At 66.1% G+C, this 17,405-nt stretch carries 19 protein-coding genes and 1 tRNA gene; 14 read left to right on the top strand and 6 right to left on the bottom strand.

Annotated elements, in window-relative coordinates; all coding sequences use genetic code 11:
* Positions 1-89: 89 nt before the first annotated feature.
* On the bottom strand, positions 90-1,265 hold the full coding sequence (locus ACQPW1_RS39920) for a lipase family protein (RefSeq protein WP_433665460.1): 1,176 nt from the start codon (positions 1,263-1,265) through the stop codon (positions 90-92).
* A gap of 306 nt (positions 1,266-1,571) precedes the next feature.
* Between ACQPW1_RS39920 and ACQPW1_RS39915 the strand changes: the two genes are divergently transcribed.
* From ACQPW1_RS39915 to ACQPW1_RS39890, 6 genes are all read left to right on the top strand, one after another.
* A complete protein-coding gene (locus ACQPW1_RS39915; RefSeq protein ID WP_433658106.1) occupies positions 1,572-2,318 on the top strand; it encodes a DUF190 domain-containing protein in 747 nt (248 codons plus the stop codon).
* Complete coding sequence (locus ACQPW1_RS39910) at positions 2,315-2,554, top strand: hypothetical protein (RefSeq protein WP_433658104.1); 240 nt, start codon at positions 2,315-2,317, stop codon at positions 2,552-2,554. Before ACQPW1_RS39915 ends, ACQPW1_RS39910 begins: the two co-directional genes overlap by 4 nt.
* A 47-nt stretch (positions 2,555-2,601) precedes the next feature.
* Complete coding sequence (gene pgm, locus ACQPW1_RS39905) at positions 2,602-4,242, top strand: phosphoglucomutase (alpha-D-glucose-1,6-bisphosphate-dependent) (protein WP_433658102.1); 1,641 nt, start codon at positions 2,602-2,604, stop codon at positions 4,240-4,242.
* Complete coding sequence (locus ACQPW1_RS39900) at positions 4,235-5,728, top strand: MFS transporter (protein WP_433658100.1); 1,494 nt, start codon at positions 4,235-4,237, stop codon at positions 5,726-5,728. Before pgm ends, ACQPW1_RS39900 begins: the two co-directional genes overlap by 8 nt.
* 616 nt (positions 5,729-6,344) lie before the next feature.
* Entirely contained in the window at positions 6,345-7,082 is a 738-nt protein-coding gene (locus tag ACQPW1_RS39895) for a DsbA family protein (protein ID WP_433658098.1), read from the top strand.
* Positions 7,083-7,190: 108 nt separating this feature from the next.
* Complete coding sequence (locus ACQPW1_RS39890) at positions 7,191-7,994, top strand: SAM-dependent methyltransferase (protein WP_433658097.1); 804 nt, start codon at positions 7,191-7,193, stop codon at positions 7,992-7,994.
* A gap of 9 nt (positions 7,995-8,003) precedes the next feature.
* On the opposite strand, the gene ACQPW1_RS39885 is transcribed toward ACQPW1_RS39890, so the two are convergent.
* Both ACQPW1_RS39885 and ACQPW1_RS39880 read right to left on the bottom strand, forming a co-directional pair.
* The gene (locus ACQPW1_RS39885; protein ID WP_433658095.1) at positions 8,004-9,458 is read right to left on the bottom strand and encodes an NF041680 family putative transposase; all 1,455 of its coding nucleotides are present in this window, start codon (positions 9,456-9,458) and stop codon (positions 8,004-8,006) included.
* Positions 9,459-10,045: 587 nt separating this feature from the next.
* A complete protein-coding gene (locus ACQPW1_RS39880) occupies positions 10,046-11,470 on the bottom strand; it encodes a DUF222 domain-containing protein (protein ID WP_433658093.1) in 1,425 nt (474 codons plus the stop codon).
* A 122-nt stretch (positions 11,471-11,592) separates the two neighbouring features.
* On the opposite strand from ACQPW1_RS39880, the gene ACQPW1_RS39875 reads away from it, so the two are divergent.
* Positions 11,593-11,668: transfer RNA gene (locus ACQPW1_RS39875), tRNA-Ala, on the top strand.
* A 137-nt stretch (positions 11,669-11,805) separates the two neighbouring features.
* Positions 11,806-12,981, top strand: a complete 1,176-nt coding sequence (locus ACQPW1_RS39870; protein WP_433658091.1) for a tyrosine-type recombinase/integrase — start codon at positions 11,806-11,808, stop codon at positions 12,979-12,981.
* Between the two features lie 27 nt (positions 12,982-13,008).
* On the opposite strand, the gene ACQPW1_RS39865 is transcribed toward ACQPW1_RS39870, so the two are convergent.
* From ACQPW1_RS39865 to ACQPW1_RS39855, 3 genes are read right to left on the bottom strand one after another with little or no spacing between them, the layout of a single operon-like run.
* Positions 13,009-13,935 (bottom strand): hypothetical protein, encoded by a 927-nt coding sequence (locus tag ACQPW1_RS39865; protein WP_433658089.1) that lies wholly within the window; start codon positions 13,933-13,935, stop codon positions 13,009-13,011.
* Positions 13,932-14,444, bottom strand: coding sequence for a hypothetical protein (locus ACQPW1_RS39860; protein WP_433658088.1), 513 nt, complete (start codon positions 14,442-14,444; stop codon positions 13,932-13,934). The genes ACQPW1_RS39865 and ACQPW1_RS39860 overlap by 4 nt, the downstream gene beginning before the upstream one ends.
* Complete coding sequence (locus ACQPW1_RS39855; RefSeq protein WP_433658087.1) at positions 14,444-14,980, bottom strand: helix-turn-helix domain-containing protein; 537 nt, start codon at positions 14,978-14,980, stop codon at positions 14,444-14,446. The genes ACQPW1_RS39860 and ACQPW1_RS39855 overlap by 1 nt, the downstream gene beginning before the upstream one ends.
* Positions 14,981-15,172: 192 nt before the next feature.
* Here ACQPW1_RS39855 and ACQPW1_RS39850 point away from each other — a divergent pair, with 192 nt between their 5' ends.
* From ACQPW1_RS39850 to ACQPW1_RS39825, 6 genes are all read left to right on the top strand, one after another.
* Positions 15,173-15,460, top strand: coding sequence for a helix-turn-helix domain-containing protein (locus ACQPW1_RS39850; RefSeq protein ID WP_433658085.1), 288 nt, complete (start codon positions 15,173-15,175; stop codon positions 15,458-15,460).
* Between the two features lie 111 nt (positions 15,461-15,571).
* Positions 15,572-16,396, top strand: a complete 825-nt coding sequence (locus ACQPW1_RS39845) for a phage antirepressor N-terminal domain-containing protein (protein ID WP_433658083.1) — start codon at positions 15,572-15,574, stop codon at positions 16,394-16,396.
* The gene (locus ACQPW1_RS39840) at positions 16,393-16,656 is read left to right on the top strand and encodes a helix-turn-helix domain-containing protein (protein WP_433658082.1); all 264 of its coding nucleotides are present in this window, start codon (positions 16,393-16,395) and stop codon (positions 16,654-16,656) included. The genes ACQPW1_RS39845 and ACQPW1_RS39840 overlap by 4 nt, the downstream gene beginning before the upstream one ends.
* Positions 16,653-16,943: a hypothetical protein gene (locus tag ACQPW1_RS39835; protein ID WP_433658081.1), complete on the top strand. Its 291-nt coding sequence runs from the start codon at positions 16,653-16,655 to the stop codon at positions 16,941-16,943. The genes ACQPW1_RS39840 and ACQPW1_RS39835 overlap by 4 nt, the downstream gene beginning before the upstream one ends.
* The gene (locus tag ACQPW1_RS39830; RefSeq protein ID WP_433658079.1) at positions 16,940-17,185 is read left to right on the top strand and encodes a hypothetical protein; all 246 of its coding nucleotides are present in this window, start codon (positions 16,940-16,942) and stop codon (positions 17,183-17,185) included. The genes ACQPW1_RS39835 and ACQPW1_RS39830 overlap by 4 nt, the downstream gene beginning before the upstream one ends.
* On the top strand, positions 17,182-17,376 hold the full coding sequence (locus ACQPW1_RS39825) for a hypothetical protein (RefSeq protein WP_433658077.1): 195 nt from the start codon (positions 17,182-17,184) through the stop codon (positions 17,374-17,376). The genes ACQPW1_RS39830 and ACQPW1_RS39825 overlap by 4 nt, the downstream gene beginning before the upstream one ends.
* Positions 17,377-17,405: the final 29 nt, after the last annotated feature.

Raw genomic sequence — 17,405 nt, 5'->3', positions numbered from 1 at the left:
TCGACCACTCGGACGCGAGACGGGCCGCGAACGGCGCTCGATGGCCTCGCGCGTGGTTGGTCGCCGAGGCCTCGAGTGTTGCGTTCTGCTCAGCAGTTACTAGGGGCCGGGAGACCCGCGAAGCGGTCGCCGAGGTAGTTGAACGCGTTCATCGCGCCCGGTGCGATCGCGGTGCCGTGGTCGGCGCCGGGGATCATGTCGAGCTGAACGCGGACACCCTGGCTGCAGTACCGGCCGAGGACATCCCGCACGAGCTGCGGTGACACCTGGTCGTTGGCGCCGTGCCATTCGTAGATCGGGGTGCGCGGGACGCCGGGGTAGATCTCGATGCTGTTCTCGTGCAGGATCCGGACCACCGTCGGGTCGGCATCCATCGCGCCGTAGAAGACATCGCTGAAGCTCTTGTTCGCGCCCGCGTCGATGATCTGGTTGGTGCAGGCGTTGGCGATCTGGTCGCGCAGGCCGTAACCGGCCGGGTTCAGGATCCGGTCCATCTGCAGCTCGGCCGGGTACTCCCGCTCCAGCCCGATGGCGGCGGCGAAGCCGAGGCCGAACAGCGGGCTGCGCTGCAACCCGACGTCCTGGGCCAGCTTGCCGATGTTCATCGGGACACCACCCTGGGCCGCGCCGACGATCGGCAGCTCCGGTGCGTACTCGGGTGCGAGCGCCGCGGCGAATCCGGTCGCCATGCCGCCACCCGAGTAACCGGCCATGCCGACCGGGCTACCGCCGAGATCGGCTGGGCCGAAACGCTTTACGGCGCGAATGCCGTCGAGGGTCAGCCTGCCGCCGAGCCGCGCGGCACCGTAGGCGCTGGTCGGTCCGAGATGATCGGGCACCGCGACCGCCCAGCCCCTGGCCAGCAGCGCGTTCAGCGCGGGCCCCTCCTGCATGGTGCCGTTGAAGATGCTGTGCGAGGGCGCGCACTGCATGCCCAGCGAGTTGACGAACGGCTGATACGACACGACCGGGCGGTTCATGCCGCCACCCGGCGGCAGCAGCAGCGTGGTCATCGCGCCGATCGGCGCGTCGGCCGAATTGGTCGATCGGTAGAGCAGCTGCCAGGCCGTCGCGCCGGGGAATCCGGCCGCGGGCACCTGCCTGCTGCGCATCACGTCGCCCGGCTGGAAGTTCGCGACATCCGGCGGCGCGCTGTAGAAGCCGTCGCCGTCGGGTACCGGATAGATCGGTGCGGCCGTCGCGGGGGCGAGGTGTCCGAGCCCGGCCGAGGCCGTCGCGAGTGCCACGATCGAGAGTCGACGCAGAGTACGGCCGACGGCTAGCTGCCGTCTGCCTGAGGTTTGCTGACGCCCCGGTGGGCTCGGTTCCGCCGTCTCCGGGTGCGCATTCGGTTGTGCCCGCTGTGCCGCCATCGTTGCTCCGACCTTGTGAGTGAGGGGTGGAGGCAACTTCGGCCAAACCTTCAGGCCATTCGTACGCGGAACTCGGGCAGATGTCAATGAACAACGCTGTTCGTAGTGTCCGGAACGATGGGTCCGGCTGAACGGACCGACCGGTCCAACCGATAACATTGCGCAGGTGGCATTCGGCGCGGGAGGTCGGCAGGTGGGGTGGCCCTGCTGATCGAACCGATGGTGCTCGAAGGGATCTCGCTCGGCGGCGGCATCGGCGCGCGGGCCGGCTATGGCATCGGCGCGCGGCGGCTGACGTGGCAGGGACTGGTCCCCTGGACGACCCGCGCGGTAAATGTCATGGGATGCTTTGCTATCGGGATTCTGATGGTTCTGATCACCGAGGTGTGGGTAGCCCACAGACTGCTACGCCCCTTTCTCGGTATCGGAGTGCTCGGCGGCTTCACCACCTTTTCCACCTACCTTCGCGAGGTTCGTAGACTGCTCGAATCGGGCGCCGCGGTCCACGCGCCCGGCTGTCCCGGGGGGAACGGTGGTGGCGTCGCTGGGTTGGACAACTGGAACCGCTCGGCGGTCAACGGCACGACGGAAGGGGGCCAGGCAGTGGGAGAAGCAGGACAGTGGCAACCCGCGGCGCGACTGACGGTGCTGCTCGACGAGGACGACAAATGGCGGCACACGCCCCTGTATCACGAGATCATCCGGCGAGCCCGCGACACCGGCCTGGCCGGTGCGAGCGTGTGGCGCGGCATCGAAGGATACGGTGCGGCTTCCCGTATCCACACCACGCGCGTCCTGGACATGGCCGACCATCTGCCGCTGGTGCTGATGCTCGTCGACGAACCCGCCCGACTGCGCGCCTTCGTCGAGCAGAACGCCGAACTGTTCACCACCCTCAACGTCGCCCTCTCGCCACTGGAGCTGTGGCAGGGAGCCGCCCGATGACCCTGCCGCTCGGCGGCGCGCCCGTGCCGCACCGCGTAGACCGTGTCGTACCAGCACGTTTCGGTTCTCTGCTGCCGCTGCGGACGCCGACCGTTAACATTGTCGGTTCGGCGCTGCTCGGTGGATCGGTCGGCGCGGCTGCGGGCAACCGGCTGCCGGCCACCACCGGTACGGGCTTTCGCGGCCTGATCGCGGTCTTCGTCGCCGCGGCTACGACACAGTGGTTGTGGCCATGATCCTGATGACGAGCAGGGCGCAGCCGATACGGAAGGGAGACCCGAGCATGGCCCATGATCGAGCAGGGCGACTCGCGCGTCCCACCGACCTGGAAGACATCGCACATCTGGTCACGGCGTACTACAGCCGGATTCCGGATCCGGAGGATCCGGCGCAGCAGGTAGTTTTCGGCACGTCGGGACATCGCGGCTCCAGCCTGGACACCGCGTTCAACGAGGCGCACATCCTCGCGATCACCCAGTCGATCGTGGAATACCGTGCGACCCGCGGGATTACCGGTCCGGTGTATCTGGCCAGGGACACCCACGCGCTGTCCGAGCCGGCCATGGTCACCGCGCTCGAGGTGCTCGCCGCCAACGACGTGACCGCGATGATCGACGCCCGCGACCGGTACACCCCGACGCCCGCGCTGAGTCACGCTGTGCTGCGCCACAATCGGGGCGGCACCCGGAACCAGGCCGACGGCATCGTGATCACCCCGTCGCACAACCCGCCGCGCGACGGCGGCTTCAAATACAATCCGCCGCACGGTGGTCCGGCCGACAACACCGCCACCGACGCCATCGCCGCGCGCGCCAACGAACTACTGCGCAGCGGGCTCGCCGGGATCAAGCGCACCACGCTGCAGCACGCGCTGGAGACCAACGTCCAGCGCTACGACTACCTCGACCACTACATCGCCGACCTGCCGAATGTGTTGAACCTGGACGCGATTCGCGGCGCGGGCATCCGGCTCGGCGCCGACCCGATGGGCGGCGCGAGCGTCGACTACTGGGAAGAGATCGGGCAGCGCTACGACCTCGAGCTCGAGGTCGTCAACCCGTTCGTCGACCCCACCTGGCGATTCATGACCCTCGACAGCGACGGCAAGATCCGGATGGACCCGTCCTCGCGCTACGCGATGGCCTCGCTGATCGCGATCAAGGACGACTACGACCTGTCCACCGGCAACGACGCCGACGCGGACCGGCACGGCATCGTCACTCCCGACGGCGGGCTGATGAACCCGAACCACTTCCTCGCGGTCGCCATCGAATACCTCGTCGCGAACCGGATGGGCTGGGACGCGCTCACCAAGATCGGCAAGACGGTGGTGACCTCGTCGATGATCGATCGAGTGGTCAGCGTGCTCGGCCGCGACGTGCACGAGGTGCCCGTCGGCTTCAAGTTCTTCGTACCCGGATTGTTCAGCGGCAGCCTCGCTTTCGGTGGCGAGGAGAGCGCGGGCGCGTCGTTCCTGCGGATGGACGGCACCGTCTGGACCACCGACAAGGACGGCATCCTGCTCGCGCTGCTCGCCGCCGAGATTGCCGCGGTCACCGGCCAGAGCCCGTCGGCGCGCTACGTCGAACTCGAACGCCGCTACGGCAGTCCCGCCTACGCGCGGATCGACGCCGCCGCGACGACGGAACAGAAAGCGCTACTCGCGAAGTTGACTCCGGACATGATCACCACCGAGGAGATCGCCGGTGAGCCCATCACGTCCGTGCTCACCAGGGCGAAGGGCAACGGCGCGCCGCTGGGCGGGCTCAAGGTGACCACCGAGAACGCGTGGTTCGCCGCCCGGCCGTCCGGCACCGAGGACAAGTACAAGATCTACGCGGAGTCGTTCCACGGTCCCGAGCACCTCGCACAGGTGCAGGCGGCCGCGGAGGAAGTGGTGGGACAGGCGCTAGCCGGTGAGTAGATCGTGGGCAGTCGGCACGGCACGGTCCAACGGCCGGGCGGAGCCACTGCCTATCGAGATCTGGGTGCTGGTCGGCGGCGCGTTCGTCATCGCCATCGGCTTCGGGCTGGTCGCGCCGGTCCTGCCGCAGTTCGCCCGCAGCTTCGGAGTCGGCGTCGCGGCGGCCTCGGCGATCGTGAGCGCGTTCGCGTTGATGCGGTTGCTGTTCGCGCCGGTGAGCGGACGGCTGGTGCAGCGGCTGGGGGAGCGGTCGGTCTATCTCGGCGGTCTGTTGATCGTCGCGGTGTCCACCGGCGCCAGCGCGCTGGCCCAAAGTTATTGGCAGCTGATGGTTTTGCGGTCGCTCGGCGGGATCGGGTCGACCATGTTCACTGTGTCGTCGCTGGCGCTGGTGATCCGGATGTCGCCGCCCGCCGCGCGCGGGCGGGTGTCCGGGCTGTGGTCGACCGGCTTCCTGATCGGGTCCGTCAGCGGGCCGATGGTCGGCGGGGCGCTGTCCGGGCTCGGCCTGCGGATGCCGTTCGTGATCTACGCGGTCGCGTTGCTCTTGGTGACCGGCGCCGTCTATCTGGCGCTGCGCAATTCGCAGCTGGCCGCGCCGGAACCCGTTGGCGGCGTGCGGATGATGTCGTTCCGGGAAGCGTGGGCGCGGTCGGAGTATCGGGCGGTGCTGTGGTCGAACTTCGCCAACGGGGCCGCGATATTCGGTGTGCGGATGGCGTTGGTGCCGTTGCTCGTCGTCGAGGTGTTGCATCAGACGCCGGGCATGGCGGGGGTGGCGTTGACCGTGTTCGCGGCGGGCAATGTCGCGGTGCTGTTCCTGGCCGGTCGGTACTCGGATCGCTGGGGGCGCAAGCCCTTCCTGATCACCGGGTCGCTGATCTGCGCGCTCGGCACGGCTGGTCTCGGCGTCGCCGACACGCTGCCGTGGTTGCTCGGCACCTCGTTCGTGGCCGGTCTCGGTGCGGGGTTGTTCACGCCGACCCAGCAGGCCGCGGTCGCCGACATCATCGGGCCGAACGCCCGCGGTGGGCCTGTGCTCGCTGGGTTCCAGATGGCGGCGGATCTCGGGACCGTGCTCGGTCCGGTCGCGGTGGGTGCACTGGCGCAGCAGGCGTCGTACGGTCTCGCACTCGCGGTCACCGGCGGGCTGCTCGCCGTAGCGGCGGTGGGCTGGGCAGTTGTGCCGGAGCCGTCGCGTAAACGGGAAGAGCCGTCGCGCAAGCGGGCTGTGGAAGACGAATGCGACCACATCTGTGGTGCGGACGGGGCTGATCATCAGCTCGCGGTCCACGATGCCGAGGTCGACCATGCGGTGAACGAGGTGGCAGGCGCGCCCAGTGCCGACAGTCCGGTGCCGCCGATCGCGGAGCCTGCTGCCGGGCAGGTCGACGGCGATGCTCTCGGCTCTGGCCGCCCGGCGCGGCACGCAGGACCGACTCCTTCGGACACCGAGCCGACTGCCCGCGACTCGATTTCGCGGTAACTAGCGCGCATTACGTCGGGCGCGTCCAGGTTGTTGCGCCGCAGCGGGCAGCGGTGGGAACTGCGCACGGAATTGCCTCCGGCGCACGGAATTGCTGGATGAATCGCGCGCGGGTCCCTGATGTCGGCGCGGCAGATCCGCCCGGCTTCCGCTGTGAGTACACCTCGGGCTGTGCTAATCACCCTCCGGCCGATACGTGCGTCGGCCCGTCCGCGCACGTATTTTGCCTGCTGCGCACCAATCCGCTGGCCGAAATGCGCGCGGGGCGCGAATGTCTGCGCGGCGGATTCGAGCGCCCGGCTTCCGCATTGAGTGCGCCTCGGCCGTGCTACTCGCCCTCCGTCCGGTGCGTGGGTCGGCTCGGCCGCGCATAGGTTTGCCTGCTGCGCACGGAATTGCTGGATGAATTGGGCGCGGGGCGCCAATGCGTGCGCGGGGCTCTCGCTGCGTGCACTGAGAGCGTGCTGGCGGCGCAGCGGCTTCACATATGCCCTTCATTCGGCGCATAGCGGTCAGCGGTTCGACAGCTATGCGCAGGCGGACCCAGGTGTGCGGAGGTTCGCAGCGGGTGGGGGTTGGCGGCGGGGGCGTGGCGTGGTTGCGGCAGAGTGTTGGGGTGAGCGAATCGCGTTCGAACTACACCCCGCGGCCCATGTCCAGCAAGACCACCTACGCGTTGGGCGCTGTCGCCCTCGCGTTGATCGCGGTGATCGTTTTCGTGGCGATCCGCAATGGGCATGACGAGGTGAGCGTGCGGAACGACGGGTACGGGTCCGCGCACGACCCCGGCGTGCACGTGATGTTGGAGCCGGACGGTTCGATCTTGCTCGGCAGGCCGGCCGCGCCGAAGACGATCGACATCTTCGAGGACCCGATCTGCCCCGCCTGCGGCAACATGGAGCGCGTCTACGGTCAGGAGATCGCGCAGAAGATCGACGAGGGCAAGCTCGCGGTGCGCTACCGGCTGGTCAACTTCCTCGATGCCCGCTCGCGGAGCAAGGACTACTCAACGCGCGCGATAGCCGCCAATCAGTGTGTCGCAGAAGGCGGTTCGGGCCCGGTATACGCTAAGTTCCATACGGAACTGTTCACCACCAAGCGTCCGAGTGAAGGCGGTGCGGACCTCAGCAATGACGAACTCGCCGCGCAGGCCCGGATCGCGGGCGCCCCGGAATCGGTGCTGCAGTGCGTCTCGACCGGTGCCAAGGTCGACGCGGCCCACACCAGTGCGAAAACCACCACAGACGCACTCGAAGCGCTCCTCGGCGGCTCCGCGGCCACGCCGTCGGTGTTCGACGGCAAGACCAAGATCGACGTCAGCAAAGAGGACTGGGTGGACGTGCTCACCCGCTGATGTCGACTTGACACGGATCGGCCAATTGCGCCGCGCGACATCCACCTGCGTGGCTAGGCTTTTCGAAAGCGGTCAAGTGTCCGAGTATCGCGCGTAAAGGGATGAACGATGACGAATTCCGAGTCGGCCCCAGTCGAGTTCGACGTGTCGAAGCCGAGTATCTCGAGAGTCTATGACGCGCTACTCGGCGGTAAGGACTATTACCCGTCCGACGAGCTCGTGCTCGAGCATCTGCGCGAGACCATGCCCGAGGTCGATGAACTGGCCAAACTGAATCGGGCGGTACTCGGTCGCGGGGTTCGCTATCTGGCCGGCGAAGCGGGCCTGACGCAGTACCTCGACCTGGGTGCCGGGCTGCCCACGATGGAAAACACCCACCAGGTCGCGCAAGCGTTGCAGCCGGAATCGAAGGTCGTCTACGTCGACAAGGACCCGATCGTGTTGGCGCACGGGCGGGCGCTGCTCGGGGAGAACGGTCAGACGCGCGTCATCACCGCCGATCTGCGCGACCCCGCCGCGGTGCTGGCTCATCCGGACGTGCAGAAGATGATCGATTTCTCGCAACCGGTGGCCGTCATGTTGGTCGGCATGCTGCATCACCTGCACGACGACGAGGATCCCGAGGGTGTCGTCGACGGTTATCTGGATGCCGTGCCCGTGGGCAGTCACCTGTTCATCACCCACTTCCTCGATACCGGTGACGAATCGCGCGCGTTGGAGAAGTCGTTCCTCGACTTCCTCGGCACCGGGCGATTCCGGACCCGCGAGGAGATCATCCGCCTGTTCCGCGGTTGCGAACTGGTGGAGCCGGGTTTGGTGCCGCTGTCGTATTGGCGACCGGACGGCATCGTGCGCGACAAGCTGACGCTCGTCGAGGAAATCATCGTCGGCGGGATCGCTATCAAGTCCTGAGCTTGTGATTTAACCTGCCCGCCTCGGCTTGGTGCCCTTCTTGTGGTGGGTGGGGCGGGTGTGCGCCTGGCCGGTAGCCAGGATGAGTCCGACGTCGTGACGGGTGGCGCGCTGGCGGTTTTTCGAGCCCGTGGGGCGTCCTGGACCCGGCTGGGTGAGTTTCGGTGCAGCCGTGGGAGATCCGGTCTTCGTGCGGATGTAGCGAAACCCGCGCCGCACTCTTGCTGGTGTAAGTCTTTGTGGCTCAGCGGGTTTCTCCCACGGGCGTCGTAGGTCTTCGGCGAGTGGCCGGGTCAGCCGTAGCTGGGTGTAGGCCACCAAGGTCAACCAGGTCCATCGGTCGGCTGCTTGCGGGTCGCGCAACTGCGGGCGGGTCCATCCGAGGGTTTGTTTCCACATGCGGAATGTGTGCTCGATATCGAAGCGGCGCAAGAACATTCGCCAGCATCGGTCCACATCGTCGGCGGTGGCCTCGACCCCGGACCACCACAGCCACACCGGTTTGTTCACCCCGCCGCTGGGCAGATGCTCGACCCGTAGCCGGATCACGGTGCCTTCGATGATCGGCAGTTCGCCCTCGTGAGTACTCCAGGCCGAGCGGCGGGTCAGCATCGGATGAACACGATCCCACGCCTGGACGGCCGCGGTTCCGTAGAGGCGGGTGTCGGTGCTGGTCACGACGTCCTCACCGCCCCAGGTGCTGGGATCTTTGAACACGAACTCAGCCCCGTGTTTGGGCGGGCGTCCGCCGGCCGGGTTGTGTCGGTGTTCTCCGGCCGCGCGGCGCAGCACCCGGTCTGAGCGCATGCGGGCCAGGATCTGCACCGGCAGATCACGCAGCAGGTAGGCGATGCGCGGGGCGTCGTAGCCGGCGTCGAGCACGAACAGCATGCGCGGGTCCTCCTCGCGCCACTGACCGGCGGCGATAAGCCGCTGCGCGAGGTCGCGGATCTGGGCGGTGGTCACCGCGGCGAGGTCGGCGCCGGGTGCCAATCGCTGCGCATCCAGCGGCGCGGTCCATGAGGTGCGGCCGGTTTCGAGGGCAGCGATGATCGAGTACGGCCAGCCGGGGATCATCTGATGCTCGTTGCGGCCACGTCCGTAGGTGTGGCAGAAAGACCGATCCGGGCACGTCGCGCCATCCGGACGCAACCATGGTGAGACGTCGACGGCCATCACCAGGCGCCCACCGGCCGCCCTCGGCAACCGCACACCGGCCAAAGCCGTTCGGAGACGTTCGATTTCGACCTTGCCGTGGTTCACCGCGTCGTAGAGGGCACCGTGTCCGCGGCGGTGTTCGGGCGCGAGGGACAACCCGACCAGCGACCGGACCGGCCCGTCGGTGCACAGCACCGCCTCGCACAGCTCGAACAACGCATCCGCCCGCGCGGTCAGGCAGTCATAAAAGCCCTGCCGGAACGCTACAAGTTCCCCGAGCGCGCTGCCGCGCCCGCCATCGGTCATACTGATCAATGCAGCCCTTGTCTGAAGTTCCTTGTGTCGCAACAGGAATCATCAGCCAAGGGCTGCTTGCATGATCAACCGGGGTCACACCACCGGCTCGCACTGGTTAAATCACAAGCTGAGTTCGGGTGGGGCCGGGCCGGACACACCACCTTGTCGCGGCCCGGCCCGCTCGACGTGGGCGATCCGACTCCAGGAGATCCCCGGGACCACCGGCGCCGAGCATTCGGTTGGTTCGGGGGCCGAGCCGACGAACCCGTCGAAGACTCGGCCCGCCCGGCGGGGTGTCCGGCGTCCCCAGTCAGCCGGACCGCCGAGCATTCGGTTGGTCGGAGGGCCGGACCGTCGCATCCATCACCCGACGGCCCGGCCCGTTCGACGGCACGGGCTGAGATCCCCCTGCACCCGCGCGTCGAGTTGTGCGGCCGAGCCGCCGACTCCACCAGTCGACGGCTCGGCCGGTTCGACGGCGCGGTCCTGCTTCCCCAGTCGGCCGGGACCGCCGCGCGTCGAGTTTTCAGTTGGTCAGTGGGGAGCGGCTGCTCGATGGTGTGAGCTGATTTCCGCATTTCGTCGGTCCCGCCGGTTCAGTACGCTCGGTTGATCGCGGGAGTTGTTGCGTCATCGGGTATTTCGTCTTCCGGGGTGATTCGGCACAGTTGGCGGTGGACCAGGACGTGGCCGCGGAATGGGTAGGCGATGTCGTCGGGGAGGTTGCTCGCAGGTGCTGTCTGCGCTGCACTCTCTTTCGGGCTGGCCGGCACGTCGATGTCCTTGTGCGGGAACAGATATCGGGCGCCTTCACTGGAGGTGGTGTGCACGTCACCGGTCGGCGCGGTCCACTGCAACCGATCCGGGTCGGCCAACCAAGTCTCCCACGGCACTTTCTTGTTGTCTGCCAACGTTTTCAAGCGGTGATGGCGGGCGCACAGTACCGCCGCGTCGGCGCGCGACGGATCCAGCTCGGATTCGGCGGCGGGAATCGTGCACCCCGGGAACCGGCACATCCCGTCCAACGCCCGCACTTCCCGATCCAGACGCGGTGCCGCCGACCTCGCGACCTGTTCGGCGGCGACCTGATCGTCGGCCTCCGGTCGTTCCGGAATCACTTGGAACCGAGCATGTTCCGCGAGTATCCGAGCCAACGCGGCATCGATCGGTCCATACCCCGCCAGAAACGCGGGCGCGTCCTGCATTCCGAGCAACGTGTCCGCCGGAATCCCGATCTGGATCAACGGCCGCCGCGGCGCTTCCGCCACATCCTTTTTCGGACATCGCGCACCGCGCCCACACGCACACCGCAACTGCCCCGACCCGTCGGCCAACGCCACCAGCGCATCGGCCCGTCGCTGCGGCATCGTTCGCGGATCCGACGCGCACACCTGCAAACTCATCTCCCGCAGCCGCATCGCCACCGTCTGCGCGCCCGGTGCGGGCAGCAACCCGTCGAACACGGCCATGCTGTCCTGCATCGCCCGAATCCGGACGTCCCGATCATCCTGCCGCCGCTCCCGCCGCCGTTGCGCCCCACCGGGATCCAACCGCGCCGCCCAGCGCCGCGCCGCCTGTCGCAACCGCACCGGCGTGGTTCGCTCCGCGGTCTCCAGCAACCGCGGCTCCAACTCGCTGAGCGCACCCCTGTCCACCGCACGTGTGCTGTCGATGATCACCCGCACCTTCGCCAGATCGACCCGCCCCGCAGCGAACTCCGCCCGCGTACGCGGCAACCAATCCTCCAGCGCCAAACCGACATCGATCATCGCGGCCGCCGACCCCTCGTCGACCTGCAACGCCACCGCGGCCTCCGTCGCCGCGAACTCACCGGCCCGCACCCCACCGGGCCCCGGCTCCGCACTCGCCGCCCGATGCCGCCGATACAACTCGCGCACCGCGAACACCTCCGCCGCCTGTGCGGCCGCCGAAGCCCCATGCGCAGTCCGAAGGGCGTCGATCAGCCCCTCATCGCTCATGGCCTGAAAGTCCAGCACCGAGAGATCGCTTCCTTCGAACATGCGTTCGAGTGTACGACCGTCGACCCTCCACCGCCACCCCCGATTCAACGCGATTTGGCCGCCACCACACCCGTGGTGTAACTTCGTTCAGGCAGTCAGGGAAACCTGAAGGCAACCCACTCGGGGCTATGGCGCAGCTGGTAGCGCACCACACTGGCAGTGTGGGGGTCAGGGGTTCGAGTCCCCTTAGCTCCACCACGTACGTGCAGGTCAGGGCTATGATGTTACGACTAACAGGTCGTCATCAACAAGAGCCATCAACAAACTGACCTCACGTCGGGGGACAACCGGGGGACAACACGGGGTGTTGAGTGGCTCTGAACGGAGCCGTTTCTATGTCGAGCGTTCGAGTCGAGACTCACGACGACGGATCGTCCTACACGCAGATTCTCTTTCGTGTCGTCAACCCGCAAACCGGCAAGAAGACCGTCCAGACCTCAGAGTCGTTCGTCGATCACGGCGCCGCGCTCGCCTGGAAGGCGATCCTGGACAAGGTAGGGCCGGACAAGGCGCGCGAGATCCTCGCCTCCGAGAAGGCCGCACGCGCGGCGAAGGTGGTCACGCTGCGCACGTTCGCGCCGACCTATCTCAAGAGTCTGACGGGCAAGCAAAAGGGCACGACCGACAAGTACCTGAGCTACTTCGAGAACGATATCTACCCGTACATGGGTGATCTGCCGCTGATCATGTTGTGCGAGGCGGACGCGGAGAAGAATTCCATTGTCCAGGACTGGGTTTCGGATATGGAGGCCGACGGCTCGGCGGGCAAGACCATCGCCAACAAGCACGGTGTTCTGAGCGCGTGCCTCAAGCTCGCGGTGCGCCGGCGCTTGATGCCGTGGAACCCCTGCGAAGATTCCGACCTTCCACCAAGGACCTACGAGCCCACGTTTCTCGAGCCCGAGGAGTTCGACCGTCTGCTCGAACTCACGCCTGAGCGTTGGAAGCCGACGGTCCGGTTCCTGGTCCTGTCCGGGTGCCGGTGGAGTGAGTACACCGCGTTGCGTAAGCGGAACGTCATCAGGGATCGTGAGCACGAGAGCGACTGGTTGTGCCGTATCGCTCGCGCGTGGAAGTACACGGGTACGGCCGAGCAGCTGCTCGGCGATCCCAAGTCCAAGGCGGGCATTCGTACGATCAACGTCCCGAGCGAGGGTCTGGACGGGTTCGATCTCGGCACGCTCAAGGCCAACGATCTGATCGTTTCCACCGAGGCGGGTGGGCGGATCTCGAGCCAGCTGTTCCACAACAAATGCTGGCGTCCGCTGGTGTTGAAGTTCGAGGCCGAGGTCGGCAAGAAGCCTCGGCCGCACGATCTTCGGCACACCTGCGCTAGCTGGATGATCAACAACGGCGCCGAGTTGACCGACGTTCAACGACACCTCGGGCACGAGAAGATCACGACCACAGTCGACCTGTACGGACACTTCGATCGGCGATCCGGCCGACGAGCCTCGACCGCGGTATCGAAGGCGTTGGTTCGCACCACAGTTGGTGAGGCCGCTGCTTAGGGTGGAGGCTCGACCAATGCGAGTCTCTCAACGCCATTCGTCGTCGAAGTTTCCTTGCTCGGGTGCGGGTTCGACCGACAGAAGTCGATAGGTTTTATCGCCGTAGCGTCCAAGGCGTTTGTGCCATTGAGTGGTAGCGAGGCGGGCAATGACGTGGCGGCCGAGTAGCTCATGCACTTGGGGAATGAGGTCGGCCTCGACTGCTCCAGATATCTCGGATCTGTCCGCGTCGACAAGGTAGAAGACTCGGCGTGTGCCGCGCATTCCGTCGAGCAATCCCTCGACAGTTTCTTCATCTTCGATGAATTCTTTGTCGCTGAGGAATTTGGTCAACAACTGGGCTTTGTCGTACGACAAGACCGAAGTTAATTCGTTCTCGCCGGTCCGGAATTGGAGGCCGAGTCCATCTTCGGCTTGCAACGCTGCCCTGCTGATTCTGTGTACCGCCTCACGGACCAGCGGCGGTGCCCCTAGGATCCCTTGCAGGGATTCGTCCGCGGTTTCGGGGAGTGTCTCCATGAGCTCTGCCAACGCTTTGGACGCACGTCCGGCGTATTGGCCGATATCGAGTCCGTACATCTCCGGCGCGACAGCAGGTACCCGAAATACGATGGTGCTTCCTGCCTGGCCTTCGAGCACGATTTGCGCACGTTCTCGATCTCGTCTGGAAATTCCTGTGCCGCGTGCTCGTGGGTTTCTCCGATAACGGTCGATCAGTGCCGTGGCGCTCTGGAACTGCTTGAGAATTTCTCCGGCGGCGTAGGCGCCTATGATGTCTTCGCCGCGCATCTCCACTCGAAGAGTGTCCATGAGAGGAAAAGCATTCTCGCCGGTGTGGCTTTCCCATGCCATCAACATGGCTTCGCGTTCGTAGTGGTCTCCGGGCGAGTCGCCGAGCTCGGCGAGGATGTCATCACGGAGACGGCGCAGCTCGGCCCACGGATCGGGGGTCATACCGTCACCTCCACAAACCCTTGTCGCCGAGGAACTAGAACCTGTCCGTCCGGATCTCGGCCGCTGCTACAGATGCCTTGCCAGTACGGCTGCGTCTTCGGCGTAGCCAGAAAAGCATCCACCAACCCACCGACAGGTTTGAGCCGAATGATGCCCGTTGCTGCCGGACTCGACACGAAGCCATCTCGCAACGTAAGCAGACTCGGCCATCCGTCGTGGTCGAGTATCGCCATCATGTGGTCCAGATCCCGGCATTGATAGACGGTGATCGCGTGTCGCGGCGGCTCGTTGGTGAAGGACAAGAAGTCGCCACCGATCCAGGTCGGCGCCTGTCCGGCTGCTTCGTTCATCAGCTCGGCCTGCAACCGCAGCGCTGAGAAGATTCGCTCGCGCTCCGTGCGATGCACGCTGCCGTCGACGAATCGGTCGTAGAGCTCGAGCAAGGTAGTCGGGTAGGGGTCATCGCGGTAGTCCAAGCAGCCATCGCCATTGACCACCGGTATCGCCATCACTTCCCCCTGTTGGACTCCTCGTACCGCACTGCCACGTCATCGCCATAGGTTGACGCCTCGATCTGCTCGGCCATCCGTCGCCGGAGGCCGGTCTCGTCGTACCCACCCTCGTGCGTCCCGCCTATTGCATGATCATTCTCATCTAAATTACCTGGCGTTACAGCATCTTTGAATATGTTGAGTTTCCCAAGGTCGCGTACCCACGCGATGTCGAAGTTCGTCCGGCGAATCCGATCCATGCGGTGGGAGAGTCCCTCGACCAGCTCCTCGACACTGAGATCGCGCACATCGGTGCGGACGGTAACGGTGCTCGCGGCCTCTTCGGTCTCGAGATAGCCGGCCGCGACCAGCGCCTCGACCGGGCTCGCACCCAAGGCGCGAGCGAACCGGATCACATTCTCTGCGCGTGGGGTGCTCTGGCCTGTCTTCCATCGCGATATCTGCGAGGGATCAAGATCAGCTACCTCAGCAATCTCCTTGAGGTTGCGTCCCGGTGCAATCCGCTCCACATATGCCCACCAGTTCCTGTCCATGCGGGTCACTGTACTTGCATGTATGCAATCACGGGCGATAACCCTACTAATCGGTAAGTCGCAGCTAGCAGGCGGTTCGGCTCACGTGCGGCCTAATCCTCAGTGCGTCAACGCAAGTGATGTCGCGACACGCCGTGCACGCTTACACTCACATGCTTGTAATTCACTCACATGTATGGATACAGTCGGCGCGTGATCGCAACAACTGAGCTACCCCGGAGGGGGAACGCACCCGTGGCGCGCCTGGCGTTGAAGCACGAGGGATTGGCGAAGATCCGTCGTCTCGCGAAGATCGAACAAGACAGTCGGCTCGCCGAGCTCATGCACATCGACCCGGCCACCATCTCCCGCGTGCTGCGCGGAAAGGCCGCACCCGGTGTCCGATTCATCGCGGGCATCGTCGACGTGTTCGGGTCGGAGTGGTTCGACGAGGTGTTCGAAGTCATCAGCGAGACCGATGACGAAGACGGCACCGACTAAGTACCGCCACGCGGCCATACGCGTCTTCCCCCACCACGGCGGCCGGTCATCCGGCCAAGAACGCCCGACCGCCGCGGTATCCCTTCACCTCAACCCCGAAAGGGCTGAAGCATGCCAGACCATAGCAACAACGCAGCACCGTCCTCCGGCGGATTGGCACGGATCCGGGTTCCCGGCACCGACGAGTCGCTGGTCGCCACCCTCATCGATGACACGGCGTTCGTCGCGCTCAAGCCGATGTGCGAAGCGCTCGGCATCGATACCGAGAGCCAGCGTCGCAAGCTCAAGGCCAAGTCGTGGTCAGTTGCGGTGATGAACACCGCAACTGGGGCTGACGGCAAGAACTACGAGATGTTCATGATCGACCGCCGCACGATGACGATGTGGCTGGCCACGATCGACGAGAACCGCGTCGCCGAGCAAGCCCGCCCGACCGTGCAAGCCTTCCAGCGCGAGGCCGCCGACGCCCTGGACGCCTACTTCCACACTGGCGGCGCGATCAACCCGAACGCCACCACCGACCAGCTCGGTCAGCTGGCGCGACGTGCCCACATGCAGATGGAGGTCATCCGGCTCGCCGACGGCATTATCGATGCGAAACATCTGGAAGCCAAAGCGCGCATCGTCCTCGCCTCGGCAATGGGCGAGAAGCCGGAGATCGATCCGGCGAACGTGCCGCTGTACGTCAGCGACTACCTGAAGGCCAAGGGCCTGGCCTCGGACATGATCGCGGCCAAGGCATCCGGCTTCGGGCGCCGGCTCAAGGGCCTCTACGTCTCCGAACACGGGCAGGCACCGCAGAAGTTCTACCAGGAGTTGCCCAACGGCACGGTGCGCGAGGTATTCGCCTACACCCAAAATGACCGGCCGCTGTTCGACCAGGTGTGGAACCGCCACTACGAGGGCGTGACCCGCGCAGTCGGAGGTGCGGCATGACTCCGATCGACGAGTTGCGTCTCTACACCGTCTCCGAGGCCGCCGAGCGGCTCCGGGTCACCGAGGACTGGTTGCTGAAACGTCTGCGCGCCAGGCGATTACCCGGCCGCAAGAGCGGGCGCAACTGGACCATGTCGGCCGACGACATCAGAGTCTCGATCGAAAGCATGGCCGTACCGGCCATCGTGGTGAAGCCGGACCCGTCCGGTCTCACCCCGACCAGCCGCCGCCGGGCCAACCGTCGTGCGGGTGCGGCATGAAACCTATCCTGTGCCGCTATGCCGACGGCACGCCCGTGCCCGAGGTCGAGGCCGACATGATCATGCGAGCGTTGGGTTTCACCTGTGCCCGTGAGGCTGAGCGCATCATCGGTGATGGCGAGCGTCGCCGTCGTGAACGTCGCGACCTGGGCGCGGCTGAGTTCACCGACTCCCGCGCGGAGTGGGACGAGGCACACGCGACTCTCGCCGAACGCGGCGTGCTGACCGGCAATCTCACGGCCGACGCCCGCCGGATCACGCGCTACCTGGCTACGAGCGCGGCATGAACGCCAGCGTTCGGCACACCGACCTGTCCGAGCTGCCGCCGGATCTCGCCGACGCGCTGCGTTATGGCGCGGTCGTTGTCGTGATCGGCCACAACCCAGACGACCCAGACACGATGCGGGTCGAAACGTTCCGGCTGGTGCCGCCACTCTCGGTACCGCGCAAGGTCATTGCCGCCATCGATGTAGCTCGCGCGCTCCAGTGGACCGCCGACGAGGTCGTGACCGAAGGGCAGGCGCTGTGATCGGCCGTAGGCGGTTCGCCGCCTATGCCGTTTGCCCGGACTGCGACGGCACCGGCGCGGCGGTCGGGGGATTCGAGGGTGAGGACTGCCCGACGTGTTGGGGTACCGGCGAGGTTGACGACAACGACGGCACCGCTGAATGGGACCGTGCGCGCGACCGCGCGACCGATGCATGGGCCGGGGTGTGGTGATGGCGCGATACACCGATCACGACGAGCTG

The sequence above is a fragment of the Nocardia sp. CA-128927 genome (genome assembly GCF_050955855.1).
Classification (GTDB): Bacteria; Actinomycetota; Actinomycetes; order Mycobacteriales; family Mycobacteriaceae; genus Nocardia.
This window is presented reverse-complemented; position numbering and strand designations above follow the sequence as displayed.

Excerpts from the sequence above, each read along its gene's own strand:
- ACQPW1_RS39910 (WP_433658104.1), top strand. The coding sequence starts at position 2,315 with ATGACCCTGCCGCTCGGCGGCGCGCCCGTGCCGCACCGCGTAGACCGT.
- pgm (WP_433658102.1), top strand. The coding sequence starts at position 2,602 with ATGGCCCATGATCGAGCAGGGCGACTCGCGCGTCCCACCGACCTGGAA.
- ACQPW1_RS39890 (WP_433658097.1), top strand. The coding sequence starts at position 7,191 with ATGACGAATTCCGAGTCGGCCCCAGTCGAGTTCGACGTGTCGAAGCCG.
- ACQPW1_RS39885 (WP_433658095.1), bottom strand. The coding sequence starts at position 9,458 with ATGACCGATGGCGGGCGCGGCAGCGCGCTCGGGGAACTTGTAGCGTTC.
- ACQPW1_RS39880 (WP_433658093.1), bottom strand. The coding sequence starts at position 11,470 with ATGTTCGAAGGAAGCGATCTCTCGGTGCTGGACTTTCAGGCCATGAGC.
- ACQPW1_RS39870 (WP_433658091.1), top strand. The coding sequence starts at position 11,806 with ATGTCGAGCGTTCGAGTCGAGACTCACGACGACGGATCGTCCTACACG.
- ACQPW1_RS39865 (WP_433658089.1), bottom strand. The coding sequence starts at position 13,935 with ATGACCCCCGATCCGTGGGCCGAGCTGCGCCGTCTCCGTGATGACATC.
- ACQPW1_RS39860 (WP_433658088.1), bottom strand. The coding sequence starts at position 14,444 with ATGGCGATACCGGTGGTCAATGGCGATGGCTGCTTGGACTACCGCGAT.
- ACQPW1_RS39855 (WP_433658087.1), bottom strand. The coding sequence starts at position 14,980 with ATGGACAGGAACTGGTGGGCATATGTGGAGCGGATTGCACCGGGACGC.
- ACQPW1_RS39845 (WP_433658083.1), top strand. The coding sequence starts at position 15,572 with ATGCCAGACCATAGCAACAACGCAGCACCGTCCTCCGGCGGATTGGCA.
- ACQPW1_RS39840 (WP_433658082.1), top strand. The coding sequence starts at position 16,393 with ATGACTCCGATCGACGAGTTGCGTCTCTACACCGTCTCCGAGGCCGCC.
- ACQPW1_RS39835 (WP_433658081.1), top strand. The coding sequence starts at position 16,653 with ATGAAACCTATCCTGTGCCGCTATGCCGACGGCACGCCCGTGCCCGAG.
- ACQPW1_RS39830 (WP_433658079.1), top strand. The coding sequence starts at position 16,940 with ATGAACGCCAGCGTTCGGCACACCGACCTGTCCGAGCTGCCGCCGGAT.